At 48.2% G+C, this 15,405-nt stretch carries 17 protein-coding genes, 1 tRNA gene and 2 riboswitches; of the genes, 2 read left to right on the plus strand and 16 right to left on the minus strand.

Annotated elements, in window-relative coordinates; all coding sequences use genetic code 11:
* Positions 1-34: 34 nt before the first annotated feature.
* The 14 genes from A8708_RS29150 to A8708_RS29215 all read right to left on the minus strand — a co-directional run bounded on the left by A8708_RS29150 (position 35) and on the right by A8708_RS29215 (position 13,117).
* Positions 35-907: a carbohydrate ABC transporter permease gene (locus tag A8708_RS29150; RefSeq protein ID WP_082927878.1), complete on the minus strand. Its 873-nt coding sequence runs from the start codon at positions 905-907 to the stop codon at positions 35-37.
* A gap of 15 nt (positions 908-922) precedes the next feature.
* Positions 923-1,825: an ABC transporter permease gene (locus A8708_RS29155; protein ID WP_068669616.1), complete on the minus strand. Its 903-nt coding sequence runs from the start codon at positions 1,823-1,825 to the stop codon at positions 923-925.
* Between the two features lie 143 nt (positions 1,826-1,968).
* Positions 1,969-2,979: a glycoside hydrolase family protein gene (locus tag A8708_RS29160; protein WP_204787665.1), complete on the minus strand. Its 1,011-nt coding sequence runs from the start codon at positions 2,977-2,979 to the stop codon at positions 1,969-1,971.
* Positions 2,980-3,239: 260 nt separating this feature from the next.
* Positions 3,240-4,490 carry a serine hydroxymethyltransferase gene (locus A8708_RS29165; RefSeq protein WP_068669620.1) on the minus strand — a complete coding sequence of 417 codons (1,251 nt, stop codon included), beginning with the start codon at positions 4,488-4,490 and terminating at the stop codon, positions 3,240-3,242.
* Positions 4,491-4,526: 36 nt separating this feature from the next.
* Complete coding sequence (locus A8708_RS29170) at positions 4,527-5,132, minus strand: TIGR01440 family protein (protein WP_068669622.1); 606 nt, start codon at positions 5,130-5,132, stop codon at positions 4,527-4,529.
* 15 nt (positions 5,133-5,147) lie between these two features.
* Positions 5,148-5,606 (minus strand): ribose 5-phosphate isomerase B, encoded by a 459-nt coding sequence (rpiB, locus tag A8708_RS29175; protein ID WP_028556915.1) that lies wholly within the window; start codon positions 5,604-5,606, stop codon positions 5,148-5,150.
* A 104-nt stretch (positions 5,607-5,710) separates the two neighbouring features.
* Positions 5,711-5,791: riboswitch (ZMP/ZTP riboswitch) on the minus strand.
* A gap of 97 nt (positions 5,792-5,888) precedes the next feature.
* Complete coding sequence (locus tag A8708_RS29180; RefSeq protein WP_068669624.1) at positions 5,889-6,461, minus strand: low molecular weight protein arginine phosphatase; 573 nt, start codon at positions 6,459-6,461, stop codon at positions 5,889-5,891.
* A gap of 54 nt (positions 6,462-6,515) precedes the next feature.
* Positions 6,516-7,079, minus strand: coding sequence for a manganese efflux pump MntP (locus A8708_RS29185; RefSeq protein ID WP_068669626.1), 564 nt, complete (start codon positions 7,077-7,079; stop codon positions 6,516-6,518).
* Between the two features lie 65 nt (positions 7,080-7,144).
* Entirely contained in the window at positions 7,145-8,224 is a 1,080-nt protein-coding gene (locus A8708_RS29190; RefSeq protein WP_068669628.1) for an L-threonylcarbamoyladenylate synthase, read from the minus strand.
* A 41-nt stretch (positions 8,225-8,265) separates the two neighbouring features.
* On the minus strand, positions 8,266-9,066 hold the full coding sequence (gene spoIIR, locus A8708_RS29195) for a stage II sporulation protein R (protein ID WP_068669630.1): 801 nt from the start codon (positions 9,064-9,066) through the stop codon (positions 8,266-8,268).
* 149 nt (positions 9,067-9,215) lie between these two features.
* A complete protein-coding gene (gene prmC, locus A8708_RS29200) occupies positions 9,216-10,091 on the minus strand; it encodes a peptide chain release factor N(5)-glutamine methyltransferase (protein WP_239696887.1) in 876 nt (291 codons plus the stop codon).
* A gap of 14 nt (positions 10,092-10,105) precedes the next feature.
* Entirely contained in the window at positions 10,106-11,170 is a 1,065-nt protein-coding gene (gene prfA / locus A8708_RS29205) for a peptide chain release factor 1 (RefSeq protein WP_068669634.1), read from the minus strand.
* Positions 11,171-11,203: 33 nt separating this feature from the next.
* Positions 11,204-12,304, minus strand: coding sequence for a redox-regulated ATPase YchF (ychF, locus tag A8708_RS29210; protein WP_068669636.1), 1,101 nt, complete (start codon positions 12,302-12,304; stop codon positions 11,204-11,206).
* 78 nt (positions 12,305-12,382) lie between these two features.
* Positions 12,383-13,117: a PilZ domain-containing protein gene (locus tag A8708_RS29215; protein ID WP_082927879.1), complete on the minus strand. Its 735-nt coding sequence runs from the start codon at positions 13,115-13,117 to the stop codon at positions 12,383-12,385.
* Positions 13,118-13,223: 106 nt separating this feature from the next.
* Positions 13,224-13,310, minus strand: a riboswitch (cyclic di-GMP riboswitch).
* Positions 13,311-13,611: 301 nt separating this feature from the next.
* Between A8708_RS29215 and tadA the strand changes: the two genes are divergently transcribed.
* A complete protein-coding gene (gene tadA / locus A8708_RS29220; protein WP_338044249.1) occupies positions 13,612-14,070 on the plus strand; it encodes a tRNA adenosine(34) deaminase TadA in 459 nt (152 codons plus the stop codon).
* Positions 14,071-14,089: 19 nt separating this feature from the next.
* On the opposite strand, the gene A8708_RS29225 is transcribed toward tadA, so the two are convergent.
* Together A8708_RS29225 and A8708_RS29230 are read right to left on the minus strand one after the other, a co-directional pair.
* On the minus strand, positions 14,090-14,641 hold the full coding sequence (locus A8708_RS29225) for a DUF1697 domain-containing protein (RefSeq protein WP_068669640.1): 552 nt from the start codon (positions 14,639-14,641) through the stop codon (positions 14,090-14,092).
* Between the two features lie 16 nt (positions 14,642-14,657).
* The gene (locus A8708_RS29230) at positions 14,658-15,155 is read right to left on the minus strand and encodes a DUF1648 domain-containing protein (protein ID WP_068669641.1); all 498 of its coding nucleotides are present in this window, start codon (positions 15,153-15,155) and stop codon (positions 14,658-14,660) included.
* A 161-nt stretch (positions 15,156-15,316) separates the two neighbouring features.
* On the opposite strand from A8708_RS29230, the gene A8708_RS29235 reads away from it, so the two are divergent.
* A tRNA-Arg gene (locus tag A8708_RS29235) sits at positions 15,317-15,390 on the plus strand.
* The last annotated feature ends 15 nt before the right edge of the window (positions 15,391-15,405 follow it).

Genomic DNA, 15,405 nt, shown 5'->3' on the forward strand with positions numbered 1-15,405 from the left:
TGCCTCTAGATATCATCGTGATTTCGGCCCCGCATTATCCTTTCACAGAGCCAAGCAGCACACCTCGGGTAAAATGCTTCTGGATGAACGGATACACAACCAGGATCGGCAACGTTGTAATGGCGACGGACGCCATTTGGACCGAAATTGGGTTTACCGAGTTAGCAGCTTCTGCTGCATCCCCGCTAATTGCGACAGAGGCGAGCAAGATTTGCCTTAGGAATAGCTGAACAGGCTGATTCTCTGGGGAGCTGATGTAGAGCAGGGCATCGAAATAGCTGTTCCAGTGCCACACGGCGTAGAAAAGACCAATCGTCGCGATAATCGGTACGGACAGCGGGATTACAATGCGTACCAGGATGGAGATCTCGCCCGCTCCATCAATACGAGCAGCCTCGTCAATTGCTTCTGGCAGTTGTTCAAAGAAGCTTTTCACAATCATGAGATAGAACGCATTAATCAAACCAGGAATGATGAGTGACCATTCGGAATCGAGGAGTCCTATATTTTTCACGAGTAAGTAGCTCGGAATAATACCGCCGTTGAACAGCATAGTAAACACAATGAACATCAGGAATGGACTTCTACCAGGCAGCGCCTTGCGTGAGAGCGGAAGTGCAGTAATGACGGTGAACACTAAGTTCAGCAACGTACCGACAATGACACGAAAGAGGGTCACTTGATAAGCGTCGAGTAAGCGTCCCCCCTGCATAATCTCTCGGTACGCAGTCAGCGTTGTGTGTGTCGGGATAATAACTAGCCCATCTTTCTTAATAAACTCGGAGATCGGGGTCAGTGAAACGCTGATAACATACAAGAACGGCAGTACGCAAGAAGCGGCAAGCAGTGAAAGCAGCAAATAGTTAACGCCTTGCGCGATTTTGTCGCTGGTGGTCATGTGACGCATGGATGATTCCTCCTTCTACCAGATTTGTCCGTCGAATTTTTTGGCAATCCGATTCGCACCCAATACAAGCACGAAACCGATGATTGATTTAAATAAACCGACAGCGGTAGCAAGTCCAATACGTCCCTCTTGTAAACCCACCCGATATACCCACGTCTCGATAACATCGGCCTTCTCTTGATTAAGGGGATTCAGCATGATGAAGATTTGGTCAAAACCAACATCAAGGATGGCGCTAAGCCTTAAGACAAGCATAAGGATAATGACATTACGAATACCTGGTAGTGTAATATGCCATAGCTGACGAGACTGGGATGCGCCATCCATCGTCGCTGCCTCGTAAAGGCTTGGATCGATACCCGTGAGCGCTGCCAAGTAAATGATGGCTCCCCAGCCGACTGATTGCCAAATGTCCGTTGTGACAATAAGCGTTCGGATCAAGCCTGACTCCGTCAGGAAGGATATGCGGTCCAAGTGGAAAGTAGTTAATAACTGATTAACTAACCCTGTTCCAGGTGCGAGGAACGCCACCAGCAACCCATAAATAATGACCCATGATAGAAAATGAGGCAGGTAGGTTAGGGTTTGAATGGTTCTCTTGAACCCCGTGGAAGTGACTGCATTAAGCATTAACGCTAGAATAATAGGTGCCGGAAATGAAAAAACGAGTTTGTAAAACGAAATCAGAATGGTATTTCCAATAATTTGTTTGAAGTATACGCCATCGAAAAATAGCTGAAAGTTCTGCCAACCGACCCATGGACTCTCCCAGAGTCCTTGCAGGATATTGTAGTTCTTAAATGCAGCGGCGATGTACACCATCGGCACATATTTGAATACCGCAAAGTACAGCAAGCCCGGAATTAATAGGGCATACATGACGCCGTATCTTCGCAGTAGGTTCATCGTTCGATGCATGGCTGCCTCTCCTCTCTCTCTGTTGTTATATCCCTATTGTAGCGCCGCGAAAGAGGCGATCCTTTTCATATCTTTGGCATATGGTCTAAAATCTTCGGAAATACAAAAAGCCGCCTCCTACTTGGAAGACGACTTTAATGGCATCATAAATCTTCTACTAATGGAATTCGAATGTTGTACGATCGGCTCCCTGCTCGTTCAAGAACGGCACACAGCAGGACAGCAGGGCTGCCACTATCGTCAAACAACAATTGGGGGCGTTCCAGTCTGAAAACGGACTGTGGTTCCTGATGCGCCCAATGAATTCGTAAATCGAAAGCCAGCACATGCCGCGAAGGTAACCACGAAATACCGTCTGATGATTCAAATAGAGCTACAGAGCCGCGTTCTGATTGTGTAAAATAACCTTGGAAATCTTTCATCAAGGCATAATAATGATTACCCTGACACCATACGTAAGGGTCCTCTACCGCCCAATCGTTTGTCGGGTTCGATACCGTGGGGTCTGGCAACTTGCGAAACGGACCGAGCGGATGATCGGCGAAGGCTATACCGGCATTAACTGCCCCGCCCTTAGGCGGAGGTCCTTCGGCCACACCTTTGTACATCATCAGGATCCGGCCGTCAGGAGTCTCGCACACCGTTGGGTTGCTCGTCAGGAGCCCATCCCACTCTCCTGGAGAAACATCGAGCACTGGTGATGCCCCGCGGGTCCATGGACCTGCAGGATGATCAGCCACCGCAACGCCGATACGCTGATGGTTGCGGTACGCCCACCATGTTGCCTCATCGGCAGGCTGGTCGAGATCAAATTCAGGTCCATGCGTCCCCATGTAATACAGGTAATAACGATTATCATGACGCAAAATGGCTGGATTATGTGTCACGTCCCTGTCCCAGCCCGCTGCGCGGTCTCTGTTGGTCCAAATTGTATCCACGTGATGGAACGGACCTAACGGATGATCCGCAACGGCATAGGCAATTTCAGAATGCGTGACCCAAGCCTCAAAACCAGCGCTCTCAGGCCATCGCGAATAGAACAAGTAATACCTCCCCTCCGCATCTCGTGTCATCGAACCACACCAAACATGCCATCCTGCTAGCTCGAACTTCGCCTCAACCGGCACAGGCCGAAGCATCTCCTGGAAATTCATGCACATCTCTCCTAGCTGTTTAAGGATTAACATTCGTACAGAATCAGTGTAAGGCGTGCGACTGGCTGAAAGGTTTCATATTTTCGTCAGATGGTTTGAAGTTTTGGGATGTGTGTGAGATTGGAGACAAGGCGGCTTGGGGGAGATTGCTTGGGGAGTTAGCAGCGATAACTAGAGGGTGGGAAGTGGGGGGTAACTAAAGGTGGATTTTGGAAAAAAAAAAGAACCAGCTCCAATGAGCTGGGCCTCCCTAATAGCTATTAGTAAGTCAAACCTGGGTAAAGTGGGAATTGTGCCGTTAGATCGGACACCATGCCGCGAGCTTTCTCAAGTGTAGCCTCGTCTTTCGGGTTTTTCAGCGTAAGCGCGATAACTTTCGCAATTGTTTTCATTGCTTCTTCGTCCATACCGCGGGAAGTAACAGCTGGTGTCCCCAAACGGATACCACTTGTTACGAACGGGCTAGTTGGGTCGAAAGGAATCGCGTTTTTGTTCGCTGTAATCCCGATTTCATCCAAAACGTGCTCTGCGTCTTTACCAGAGATATTCAGGTTGCGCAAGTCAATCAACATCAAGTGATTGTCCGTACCGCCGGAAACAAGGTTAATGCCTTCAGCTGTAAGAGCAGTCGCCAATGCTTGAGCATTGTTGATAACATTTTGACCGTATACTTTGAAATCTGGTTGAAGAGCTTCACCGAAGGAAACAGCTTTAGCTGCGATCGTGTGCATCAAAGGTCCACCTTGGGAACCAGGGAATACCGCTTTATCGATGGCTGCAGCCCAAGCTTTCTTCGTAAGAATCATACCGCCGCGAGGACCGCGAAGCGTTTTGTGTGTTGTAGTTGTTACGAAATGTGCGTGTGGCACTGGGTTCGGGTGCAAACCAGCTGCAACTAGACCAGCGATATGCGCCATATCCACGAAGAACAATGCGCCTACATCGTTAGCGATCGATGCCAGAGCTTCGAAATCAATCGTACGCGGGTACGCACTTGCACCAGCAACTAACATGCGAGGTTTATGTTTGAAAGCCGCTTTACGAACATCGTCGTAGTCGATGCGGAAATCTTTTTCGCTTACGCCGTAAGCTACGAAGTTGTAAAGAATACCGGAAGCATTAACTGGGCTACCATGTGTTAAGTGACCACCATGCGCAAGATTCATACCAAGAACTGTATCGCCAGGGTTTAGAGCAGCTAGGTAAACAGCCATGTTCGCTTGTGCACCGGAATGTGGTTGAACGTTCGCATGTTCAGCACCGAAAAGTTCTTTCGCGCGGTCACGAGCGATGTCTTCTACGATGTCAACGTACTCACAGCCGCCATAGTATCTTTTGCCTGGGTAACCTTCAGCGTATTTGTTCGTCAAAACAGTGCCCATAGCCTCAAGAACAGCTTGGCTTACGATGTTTTCGGAAGCAATTAGCTCAATTTTGTCACGTTGACGGCCTAGCTCAAGGTTCATCGCTTCTACGATTTTCGGATCTTGCTTGTTCAAAAAGTTAGTCATCTCATATTCCTCCTAAGGATAGTCGTTACAAATCAATTAGCAATCTGCATCAGGTGCAGCTTGTTGATAAAGTTGATCCGCTTGTTCAGCGGAGTATACAGCTCTAGTACCCCCGATGAGCTTCGGCCTTGCGAAGGCCATCGTGACATAAGCCTGGCCAATATGACGAACCGGCGGCCTTACAGGAACAGCGACTCTGCGCAAATGCATCCCAATCAGCGTTGAGCCAATATCGATGCCCGCATGCGCCTGAATCGTTTCAACCACGACCGGCTTGGTGAAGTGTCTGTACGCATAAGAAGCCATCGCACCCCCAGCCTTCGGCACGGGAATGACAGATACAGGTTCAAGCTGCGGCGCCTGCGCTAGCAACGCTTCTTCCACGATCAGCGCACGGTTCAAATGCTCGCAGCACTGATAGGCCGCAAACAGCCCGAACTCGCCGCAAATGCGCGCAACCGTCTCGAAAATCGGCTTCGCTGCGTTCAGCGTACCCGATGTTCCAATACGATGCCCAAGAATTTCACTTGTGCTCGTACCGATCACCAAGATCTGGCCGGGACGCAAGCTTCCGACAGTAACCAACTCACGCAGATTCGCTTCCAAAGCTTCTGCGATAGGTTCATACATAGAGTCTGTCATTGTGCAACCTCATTTCTAGGGGTGAACCGTGAAACGATCTTCAATGCTCTGCACTTTGTTGATTCGATTCTTATGGCGGACACCTTCCGAAAACTCGGTTTCCAACCAGATTTTGACGATTTCTTCAGCAACCCCAGGTCCAACAACTCGCTCACCCATCGCTAGCACGTTCGTATCATTATGTTCACGCGTCGCTTTTGCCGAGAAGAGGTCGTGTACAAGTGCACAGCGGATCCCTGGAACTTTATTAGCAGCAATGGACATCCCAATGCCAGTTCCACAAAGCAGAATACCTTTATCTGCTTCGCCTGCAACAACTTTTTCGCAAACTTGAAGTGCATAATCCGGATAATCGACGGAGTCGCCGCAGCTGCATCCGAAATCGATGACTTGATGACCTAATGATTCAATAAAAGGAATGATAACATCTTTCAAACGATAGCCTGCATGATCTGCACCTAAAGCAATTTTCATGAATAAAACGCTCCTTTTTGACTGTTCGAATTCGACCATCCTATTATATCCCAAAGCTCATCAAAAACGAAAAAAAGAGCGCACACGCTAAAAAACGCGCGTTGCTCTTGTGCCCAGGCGACCGGCCGTATAGCTCAATGCTCCATTGTGGTTACTCCCACTCGTCGCCAGTTACATTGAGTCTTGCTTGTTACTTGTATTTTATCGCATTCCCAGCGTTGTGTAAAGCTCTATTGGCCTACCCCAATAAGGACCCTTATGGAAAAAGCCAATCACGGGATGCTAGCGTATTTTTTTCACCAATTTATCTAAGCTCCGATTGATCTCCTCGGCTGTATGCCGATAATCAGCTAGTGACCCGCCGTAGGGATCCGAAATATCATAATCGGGAATCGTGTTGTCCAATGCATACAAACGGCTTCTCTCTTCCACAGATATCGTCTGAGATAGTGCCTGTTTGAGCTGAAGCTCTGTCGCAAGCTGCTCTCGCTCTTCAATCGCCTGGAGAATGCGCGCGTCATCCTCAACATACTCTTTGAGCGTATGCGTCTTCTCTACCGCATAAGGAAATCGCCCGATAACTGAGCGTTTGTGCCCCGTTGTCATCGTTAAGATCACATCTGCCCACTCGACATCCGCAGCACCTATTGCTAGTGAACTAATAGACTCCTTGAAACCCGCTTCATCAAGAAGAGACTGACTGTTTCTCGATATCGGACCACCCGTCATCGCAGATACACCTGCCGAACGAACCTCCGCCGCAAGCCCCTCTTGATGCACCCTCATACGGAGCAAACCTTCAGCTAACGGACTGCGGCACGTATTTCCTGTACAGACAAATAGAATTCGCAACATGAAATCCTCCTTGAAATAAACGGCTTAACACCGTCTGTAATTACCCGTATTGTATCATAGTAAAAACTTGATCCCAAACCCTAATAGAATAAGCCCGCCGAATGCTTCGCCATATTCCCCGACCCAACCACTGACCCGTCTTCCTAGCATTAGGCCCGCTATCGAAAGCAACCCGCCGAATAAGCCGAAGATCAGTACTGTAAGCACAATGTCTGTAGCAAACATCCCCAGCGAAACGCCCACTGAGAACGAATCTATACTAACACTGAGGGCAAAAATAATAAGCCCCCATAACGTTCGATGATCGAAGGCCGACGCCTCTTCCCCGCGTATTGAGCTATAGACCATATGTGCGCCAAGCAAAATAAGCAAACATCCTCCTGCCGCCGTAGCGACATTACCTAGAAGGAGAGACACGTATTGCCCCATAAACATTCCCATTAACGGCATTAGCACATGGAAAAGACCGATAACAATGCTGATTTTCAAAATATCCATCAGACGAATGCCCTTCATCCCTATGCCAATTCCCAATGAAAAAGCATCTAGGCCCAAAGCAACCGCCATTATTCCAATTGTCATGAGTTGCCCAACTTGTACACCAGATGCGACGAGCATAGCATGATCCCCCTTGTCCACGATTCTTTCTCAAGATATGCGGACAAACTGGGAATCATGCTAGTTTAGAGACGGATGCGTTCATGACCTGCTGCTTTGAGCAGTCGATTCATTATGGCGCTGCCAATCCCTGCATCAGATACACCTTCTGCAACAATATAGCTAATGCCTTTATGATCAAAAGTCCGCAGAGCGGCATAAAGCTCTCGGGCTATCGTTTCTGGTTGTGATAAGGAGCCGCAAGCGACAACAAGATCTGCTCGATATCCGCTTATTCTTTCTTCAAAAGTGAGAATCCCCGTCGACTCTCCCCGTGCCTTCGCGGCATCGATATCGCGTTGAATCCATGCCGAGACTTCCCTGTAGTCGTCCCCTTGAACGATATGCATATGGCCTTTCGGCGCATAGTGCGTATATTTCATACCTGGCGCACGAGGCGTATCCGCAGCTGCAACCTCTGTCGGTTCAGCTACATGAATACGCATCTCTGGCAATACACCCTGCAGCTGCTCCGCTGTCACACCACCTGGGCGCAGCACATATAATTCACCTTCTACAAGTTGAATTACTGTTGATTCTACACCGACACCCGTTGCTCCGCCGTCTACAATTCCACCGATTTGGCCATCCAAATCCTCACGTACGTGCGATGCCCAAGTCGGGCTTGGTCTCCCCGAGCTATTCGCGCTTGGAGCTGCAATTGGAAGCCCAGCTTCTCGCAGCAACTGCAAGGCCACGGGATGATCAGGTATTCGGATACCGACCGTTTGCAGTCCAGCCGTTACGAACGGCGAAAGGCTACCTGCAAGAACAGGTAGCACAATCGTTAATGGCCCCGGCCAGAAAGCCTTCATAAGCGCCTGATGATGAGCTGTGATACTATCGGGTTGAACAAGGCCCGAAAGCTGCGTCGTATCTGCGATATGCACGATCAGAGGATTGTCGGAGGGTCTCCCTTTTGCGGCAAAAATCTGTAGTACGGCTTCGGTATTCGTCGCATCGGCACCAAGACCATAGACCGTTTCAGTCGGAAAAGCGACTGTTTCTCCTTGTCGTAAGAGACTTGCTGCCTCTGCTATAGCCTGAGCTGATTCACTCTGTTCGCTTTGCTCCACATGCCAATAGGTTGTCACAATCACTCTCATCCTTACTTATATGAAATAAAATGTATCTATATCTATTGCGATTAGCTAAACCACGAGAAGATCGCTTTGAACATTTCCCAGATAAAGAATTTTACTTTCGGTTGAACTGGCTCTTCGGTTGTAGAAACAGAAGCAGAAGCTGCTGCAACTTCAACTTTAGCATCTTTCTTTGCAACTTTCTCTGTGGAAGGAGCTTTATCCTTGCCAGCAACACCGTCTTTCTTCTTGGCAGACGGTGTTTCACTAACCTTAGCTTCTTTCGTTGGCTGTTTTTCTTTGCCATTCTCATCCGTCGTTTTGGCCACAACAACAGCTGCCGAAGCAACTGCTTCACCTGAAATTGAGTCTACAAAGCATAACGGTGGAAACAAGACGCACCACCAATTTTGCCCTTCACCAGATCCGATCACAACACGCAAAGCTTCGTAATCTCCAGCTGGGTAGACGTCATTTCCATACATTTTGGTTGGAAAAGGAACAACCCCTAGCTCTACTGTATGCGAATAGTTGTAGCCACGAGATGCAATCATCTCGCCGACAAGTTGATCGAATTCTGGCAAATGCGCATTCACAACTGCTCTAGCCTCGTCCAGTGAATGGGGGCCAACGACCCACTCCGCCATACGGGCAATAATCGCATCGCGAATCTCGCGTTTCAAAGCTTGATCCTGCGCAGAATCTGAGTTTGCTAGAATGCGCAAACGAATCGATTCCTCAGGTATAGTAGGCGAAATGACCGCCGCATTCGTACGATTGGATTCCCAACACATAATCATAAGTATAAGTGCAAAAACAATGAATGATAAGCTCTTAACTGAGTGGCGCTCCGTTCTCTTAACCATGGAGAGTAGCCCCTTTCCCAACTCTTATAATAATAACCAGTATGGACAAGAGTGGGTGGAGCTAAACCTATGAATCTATGATTTTTTCAAAAAAATGATAGAGTTGGTCCTCCGAGGGAAAGAGAAAGTAGCCGATCTCAGACAATCGGCTACTCGGGAGAGCGGATCGCGATCACGTGGCGATCGATTCCCTGGAGATCCTGCACGAAGCGGATCTCCGTCCAATCAGCGGCGGCGCGCAGCAACGCCGCCACGGCCTCCGCCTGCCCGATGCCCACCTCGAACCCGACCACGGTCGGGATTCGCGGCAGCCGGCGCAGCTGCGAGATCATGCGGCGGTAGAGGTCGAGTCCCTCGATACCGCCGAACAGGGCTGTGTGCGGCTCGAATAGCCGCACCTCGGGCATCAGCGCTGGCAGGTCGCCGTCCGGAATGTATGGTGGGTTCGACACCACCATGTCCGGCGCGAGCCCGCGCTCAATATAAGGCTCGAGGAGGTCGCCCTCGAGCCACTCAATCCGCGCAGCCACTTCGTGGCGCTGCGCGTTCTTGCGGGCCATCTCCAGCGCTGCCGCGGAGATGTCGCTGGCCGCCACGCGCCACGCAGGGCGCGCGTGCGCGATTGTCACCGGGATGATGCCACTCCCGGTGCCCACATCCGCAAGCAGCGGAGCGCCTTGCGGGAACAGACGCGAGCCCTCGTGGAGCATCGCCTCCACGAGCAGCTCGGTCTCCGGCCGCGGGATCAGCACGGCCGGGCTCACCTCAAACGGAAGGCCGAAGAAATCCTGCTCGCCGGTGATGTACTGCACCGGCTCGCCCGCGGCCTTCCTGGCAACGAGCTGGTCCCACGTAGCGACCAGCTCTTCCGGCATCTGTTCCTGCCACCAGCGGAACAGCAGCTCCGTGCGCGTGCAGCCTCCTAAGAGGTGCTGCAGCAACAATTCCGTGCAAGACGAAGCTTCTGCGACGCCTTGCTCCGCTAAAAAAGAAGAAGCCTTCACAAAGGCTTCTCTCACACTCATGTTTGCAGTCGTCATTACATCGCCTCTAAGGCATCGGATTGTGCAGCAATCGTTAACGCTGACACAATTTCCGCCATATCGCCGTTAAGAACCGTCTCTAAACGGTGAAGCGTCAACCCGATACGGTGGTCGGTAATCCGGCTTTGCGGGAAGTTGTAGGTACGAATACGCTCTGAACGGTCGCCCGTTCCGACTTTGCTTTTACGCTCGCCGGCATATTTCGCTTCTTCTTCCTCACGCATTTTATCTGAAATCCGCGTACGAAGTACGCGAAGCGCTGATTCTTTATTGGAGTTCTGCGATTTACCATCCTGACACGTCGCGACGATACCCGTTGGTACGTGAGTTACACGTACAGCGGATTTCGTTGTATTAACGGACTGACCGCCCGCTCCACTGGAACAGAACGTATCGACGCGAATATCGGCATCATGAATCACGATTTCCACATCTTCCGCTTCTGGCATAACGACAACTGTTGACGTTGAAGTATGAATCCGTCCACCAGATTCTGTTACTGGAATACGTTGAACACGGTGTGCTCCGCTCTCAAACTTGAGCTTGCTGTAAGCACCTTTACCTGTAATCATGAAAATTATTTCTTTGAATCCGCCCAAATCATTCACGGACGCATCGAGAATTTCCGTTCTCCATCCTTGACCATCTGCGTAACGTGTATACATCCGGTAAAGATCGCCTGCGAACAAGGCAGCTTCATCGCCGCCTGCCGCACCGCGAATTTCTACGATGACGTTCTTGTCATCATTAGGGTCCTTCGGCATCATCAGAATGCGAAGATGTTCTTCTAGCTTAGCCGATTGCTCGGTTAGCTCCTCGATCTCCATTTTGACCATTTCACGCATCTCATCGTCCAGCTTCTCATTCTGCATCACTTTCGCATCTGCTAGCTGTTCGCTCACGCTCTTATACTCATTATAAGCATCGTAAGACTCTTGAAGATCAGATTGCTCTTTGGAATACTCTCTTAGTTTCTTCGTATCACTCGTAACATCCGGGTCACACAATAACTCGCTTAGTTTGTCATAGCGGTCCACAATGGACTGAAGTCGATCCAACATAGGGGATCACTCCTTTCTTGTTTTTATTGTTAATTAAACGTTGAAACGGAAATGCATAACGTCGCCGTCATTTACTACGTACTCTTTACCTTCAAGGCGTACTTGGCCTTTTTCTTTCGCACCAGCCATGGATCCAGCAGCAGCCAAATCGTTATAAGAAACAACCTCTGCACGAATAAATCCACGTTCGAAATCCGTATGAATGACGCCAGCTGCTTGCGGAGCCTTCGTTCCTTTACGAATCGTCCATGCTCTAACTTCTTGAACCCCAGCTGTGAAATACGTGTACAAGCCGAGCTTGCGGTAAGCTGCTTTAATCAATCTATTCAAGCCGGACTCTTGAAGTCCCAACTCTTCCAGGAACATCGCTTTTTCTTCGTCTTCCAGCTCAGCAATCTCGGATTCAACCTTCGCGCTAATAGAAACAACCTCGTTGTTTTCTTTTTCCGCGAATTCTTTCACAATTTTAACATATGCATTGTCATCCGCAGTTGAAACTTCATCTTCACTCACGTTTGCCGCGTAGAGCACTGGCTTCATCGTCAGCAAATGCAGGTCGCGAACTAGCAGACGCTCGTCGTCCGTCAAATCTAAGCTGCGTGCTGGCATATCATTATATAAGGCTTCTTTGATCCGTTCCAAACACTCCACTTCAGCAACCACTTTCTTGTCGCCGCCTTTGAGGTTTTTGCGTGAACGCTCGATCTTTTTATCAACCGACTCAATGTCTGCCAAAATCAATTCAAGATTAATCGTCTCGATGTCGCCAATCGGATCGACTTTCCCAGAAACGTGAGTAATATTATCATCCTCAAAACAACGCACAACATGCACAATCGCATCGACTTCACGGATGTGTGCTAGAAATTTATTTCCAAGGCCCTCGCCTTTGCTCGCACCCTTAACCAAACCCGCAATGTCAACGAATTCGAAGGCCGTCGGCACGATGCTCTTAGGCACTACGATTTCTACCAGCTTCTGCAATCTCTCGTCTGGTACTTCAACTACCCCAACATTCGGATCAATCGTACAGAACGGATAATTCGCAGATTCTGCCCCCGCCTGTGTAATTGCATTAAACAATGTCGATTTTCCTACATTCGGTAGACCGACGATACCTGCTTTCAAAGCCATTGTGGTTACAACTCCTTAATTTTCGAAAATCATCCTTCTTATTATATAGTACTTAGCGGGCAAAAAAAAGCCTGCAAGCTATTGATTAGCTGCAGACTTTTTTTCCATTGCTTTTTTGAACTCTTCATCCCGCTTCTGTTCGAAGTAAGTTTGGATCTGATTCCGTAGAACAAACACGCGCAGGGCATTGCTTTGTTCCGCAGGAACGCTTTCAAAGCTGGCTCCATAGTAGTAGCCGTCTTCTTTCTTTTCCTTCCTTATAATTTCCAACCTACAGCGCATGTCAAACCCTAAATCCAGCTCAACTTGCAATATACATTTTTTATAAAGAATCCCATCGATCATCGAATTATCATTAATGACAAACCCGATTCCGCTCATAGAAATGTTTTTTATCGATATGTTAATTGGATTTTCCAAGTGATGCTGCTCTTTTTGGGTTGTATTTTGAAAGCCTGCTATGTAACCTACATTCTTCACATCGATCCGCGGGAACTCCCGTTTCTCCGAAAACTTCTTTCGATTCTCAGGTGGATTGATCACGATCAGTGAACCAGGCTCTCTAGCTACGACTGTCGAATGAAAAACGAATAGACCCGATTTCGTATATAACGTCATTTTGATCTTGTCTCCAAGTTGGAATACTTCATACTCCGGCAGTTCGATCTCCATGATGTCGCCTTGTGCATAGGTAAGAATACCTGTTGAAACGAAATCATCCTTCGCAATTACCGCTCGGCAATTGATCAATACCTCCGCATCATATCCTTCTTTACTCCCATATCGCTTCAAAGCACCGTGCTTCATCGCCATGCTCTCTTCACCCTCCCTAATGCTGAATTTCACAGTATTGTTCCATGCAAAATAGACTGCTCCCACACAGGGACAGCCTATCACCGCAATCAATAAAGCATCGATTTTCGGTAACCAGGCTGCCATAGTTCAGAAGAACCGTAGACCCTCAGCTTTGCGTCCTTGCCTTTCAGCAAGTTTGCCATTGTCGAACCCTGCTATTCATTTATATAGTTATATCCTTACTGGTTAAATCGTTACTAGTCTAAATGTTCTACCTTTTGTCCGAAATGGTCTAAAAGACCCACTTCTAACATTATTATACGTAGCTCATGCACTTCTTTCAACTAAAATCCTTGCATAGGCAATGTTTTTATTGTATGAATGTGTAGTGGAATTGAATATCCACAGGTTTATAACTTATCCACATTGTTATCCACAGCTTGTTAACAACGAATATTTGTTCGGATTTATTATACACATGTGGATAAACTATTATTGCGAGGTGTCCCCCTGTGGATCAACATATCCCTTGGATGAAAGAAGCGATTGCCGAGGCGCTGAAAGCGGAAGCCATCCGTGAAGTTCCGATCGGCGCGGTCGTCGTCCATCAAGGTCAAATCATTGGCCGCGGCCACAATTTACGCGAAACAACCCTAGATCCGCTTGCCCATGCAGAACTGATTGCCATTAAACAAGCGAGCGAGCATTTACAGGCTTGGCGCCTTCTAGATTGCCAGCTCTATGTGACATTAGAGCCTTGTCCAATGTGTGCTGGTGCCATCGTGCAAGCACGTGTGCCTCAAGTTATTTATGGTACCGTTGATCCGAAAGCGGGCTGTGCAGGAACATTAATGAACTTGCTGCAGGAAGACCGATTCAATCACCGGGTCGATGTCGTCAGCGGTGTTTTGCAAGAGGAATGTTCCACGATGTTAACGCAGTTTTTCCGAAAATTACGTGGGAAAGCTTAGGAGCTGGCAGTCGTTCGGATTATTTGCTTGCTAGCTCTAAATCGCCTGCCAGCTCTACCAGTTTGCTCATCGTATTCCAATTACGCGTCGTCGCGCGATCGCCAAGTTTCTGAATGTTGTTCGCCAGCTTCGAATCCAACACACTTTGCCAAAACAGATAATATATTGTGCAGCCCCGTATCTGAAATTCATCTACTTCACTCTGTCCCTTGGATAAGATGTCGGTGAATGCCTGCGGGGCTTCTTCTGTAAGCACAGAAATTTGAATGCTCTCCCCTTCGGATAGCGCCTCTGCATCATAGGGGCTATTCCCTACAATTTCAGCTAGCTCCGCTGCAGTACGCAAAATAACAGTCGGCGCTACGCCTACTGCATCGCTGATTGCTTTTTCAATACGCGGGCGTAAGATTTCTGCAGACTCCTCTGATTGGAATAGCACATTGCCGCTTTGCAAATAGGTCTGAACTTGCGCTAAATCTAAGCCTTCTACTGTCTTTTTCAAGTCGGCCATTTTGATTTTATTTTTGCCTCCTACATTAATCCCGCGCAGAAAACCTACATATACTGTCATGTGACTTCTCCCTCCCCTACTTTAATTGTTTAGAACGAATAATGAAGAAGATGATCGTGCCAAACAGTATCAGCAGGATAAAGCCTAACACCCATAAATTAAGCTCCGCGGTGCCTTCTTTTGCACTCTGAATAATAGACCACTCAATAAACGCAAACAAAATGAGGATTATCGTCTTCATACTATTGATGAGCAAACGCGCATTCTGATATTGTCCGCGGGCATTCTGAGATGTGATTTGGGATGGATAATTATACACATGAGGGACCTTGCTTAGGAGCGTCAAGCCAACATAAATGATAACGCCTATGCATGGCACGGCAATTAGACTCATTTTGTTCCCCCACCCATCGATCTCCCCTTTACCGTTAAAATGCATCGGAATTCGCTCAGGCATATCGTGCCATTCGTAGGCGACATATGCGATCATACCTAGGAATGCTAGCAGGGAAATAACATCAAGTACGGTTTCAATTCTAGATTTGGCAAGTTGAATGACAGGGCGATTCTCCATAGGGCACCTCTTTCTAGTGGTTACGAACGAGTAATCGTGAATGTTCTTAGTATTCTTTACTCACTATGTACATTCCTTGCTTAAATAAACAATATCTTCCTTAGCTGTAGTCTAAAATGGTTGCACCTCTAAAACATCTCATGTTAGAATGACGATACTATGCGCCCGTAGCTCAGCAGGATAGAGCAACAGTTTCCTAAACTGTAGGTCGTACGTTCGAATCGTATCGGGCGCGTACAATTGACTTAAA

The organism is Paenibacillus oryzisoli (genome assembly GCF_001653565.1).
GTDB classification, from domain to species: Bacteria; Bacillota; Bacilli; order Paenibacillales; family NBRC-103111; genus Paenibacillus_E; species Paenibacillus_E oryzisoli.

What these genes read in the sequence shown, in the direction of transcription:
- A8708_RS29150 (WP_082927878.1), bottom strand. Translation starts at nt 907, where the DNA reads ATGCGTCACATGACCACCAGCGACAAAATCGCGCAAGGCGTTAACTAT.
- A8708_RS29155 (WP_068669616.1), bottom strand. Translation starts at nt 1,825, where the DNA reads ATGCATCGAACGATGAACCTACTGCGAAGATACGGCGTCATGTATGCC.
- A8708_RS29160 (WP_204787665.1), bottom strand. Translation starts at nt 2,979, where the DNA reads ATGAATTTCCAGGAGATGCTTCGGCCTGTGCCGGTTGAGGCGAAGTTC.
- A8708_RS29165 (WP_068669620.1), bottom strand. Translation starts at nt 4,490, where the DNA reads ATGACTAACTTTTTGAACAAGCAAGATCCGAAAATCGTAGAAGCGATG.
- A8708_RS29170 (WP_068669622.1), bottom strand. Translation starts at nt 5,132, where the DNA reads ATGACAGACTCTATGTATGAACCTATCGCAGAAGCTTTGGAAGCGAAT.
- rpiB (WP_028556915.1), bottom strand. Translation starts at nt 5,606, where the DNA reads ATGAAAATTGCTTTAGGTGCAGATCATGCAGGCTATCGTTTGAAAGAT.
- A8708_RS29180 (WP_068669624.1), bottom strand. Translation starts at nt 6,461, where the DNA reads ATGTTGCGAATTCTATTTGTCTGTACAGGAAATACGTGCCGCAGTCCG.
- A8708_RS29185 (WP_068669626.1), bottom strand. Translation starts at nt 7,079, where the DNA reads ATGCTCGTCGCATCTGGTGTACAAGTTGGGCAACTCATGACAATTGGA.
- A8708_RS29190 (WP_068669628.1), bottom strand. Translation starts at nt 8,224, where the DNA reads ATGAGAGTGATTGTGACAACCTATTGGCATGTGGAGCAAAGCGAACAG.
- spoIIR (WP_068669630.1), bottom strand. Translation starts at nt 9,066, where the DNA reads ATGGTTAAGAGAACGGAGCGCCACTCAGTTAAGAGCTTATCATTCATT.
- prmC (WP_239696887.1), bottom strand. Translation starts at nt 10,091, where the DNA reads ATGAGTGTGAGAGAAGCCTTTGTGAAGGCTTCTTCTTTTTTAGCGGAG.
- prfA (WP_068669634.1), bottom strand. Translation starts at nt 11,170, where the DNA reads ATGTTGGATCGACTTCAGTCCATTGTGGACCGCTATGACAAACTAAGC.
- ychF (WP_068669636.1), bottom strand. Translation starts at nt 12,304, where the DNA reads ATGGCTTTGAAAGCAGGTATCGTCGGTCTACCGAATGTAGGAAAATCG.
- A8708_RS29215 (WP_082927879.1), bottom strand. Translation starts at nt 13,117, where the DNA reads ATGGCGATGAAGCACGGTGCTTTGAAGCGATATGGGAGTAAAGAAGGA.
- A8708_RS29225 (WP_068669640.1), bottom strand. Translation starts at nt 14,641, where the DNA reads ATGACAGTATATGTAGGTTTTCTGCGCGGGATTAATGTAGGAGGCAAA.
- A8708_RS29230 (WP_068669641.1), bottom strand. Translation starts at nt 15,155, where the DNA reads ATGGAGAATCGCCCTGTCATTCAACTTGCCAAATCTAGAATTGAAACC.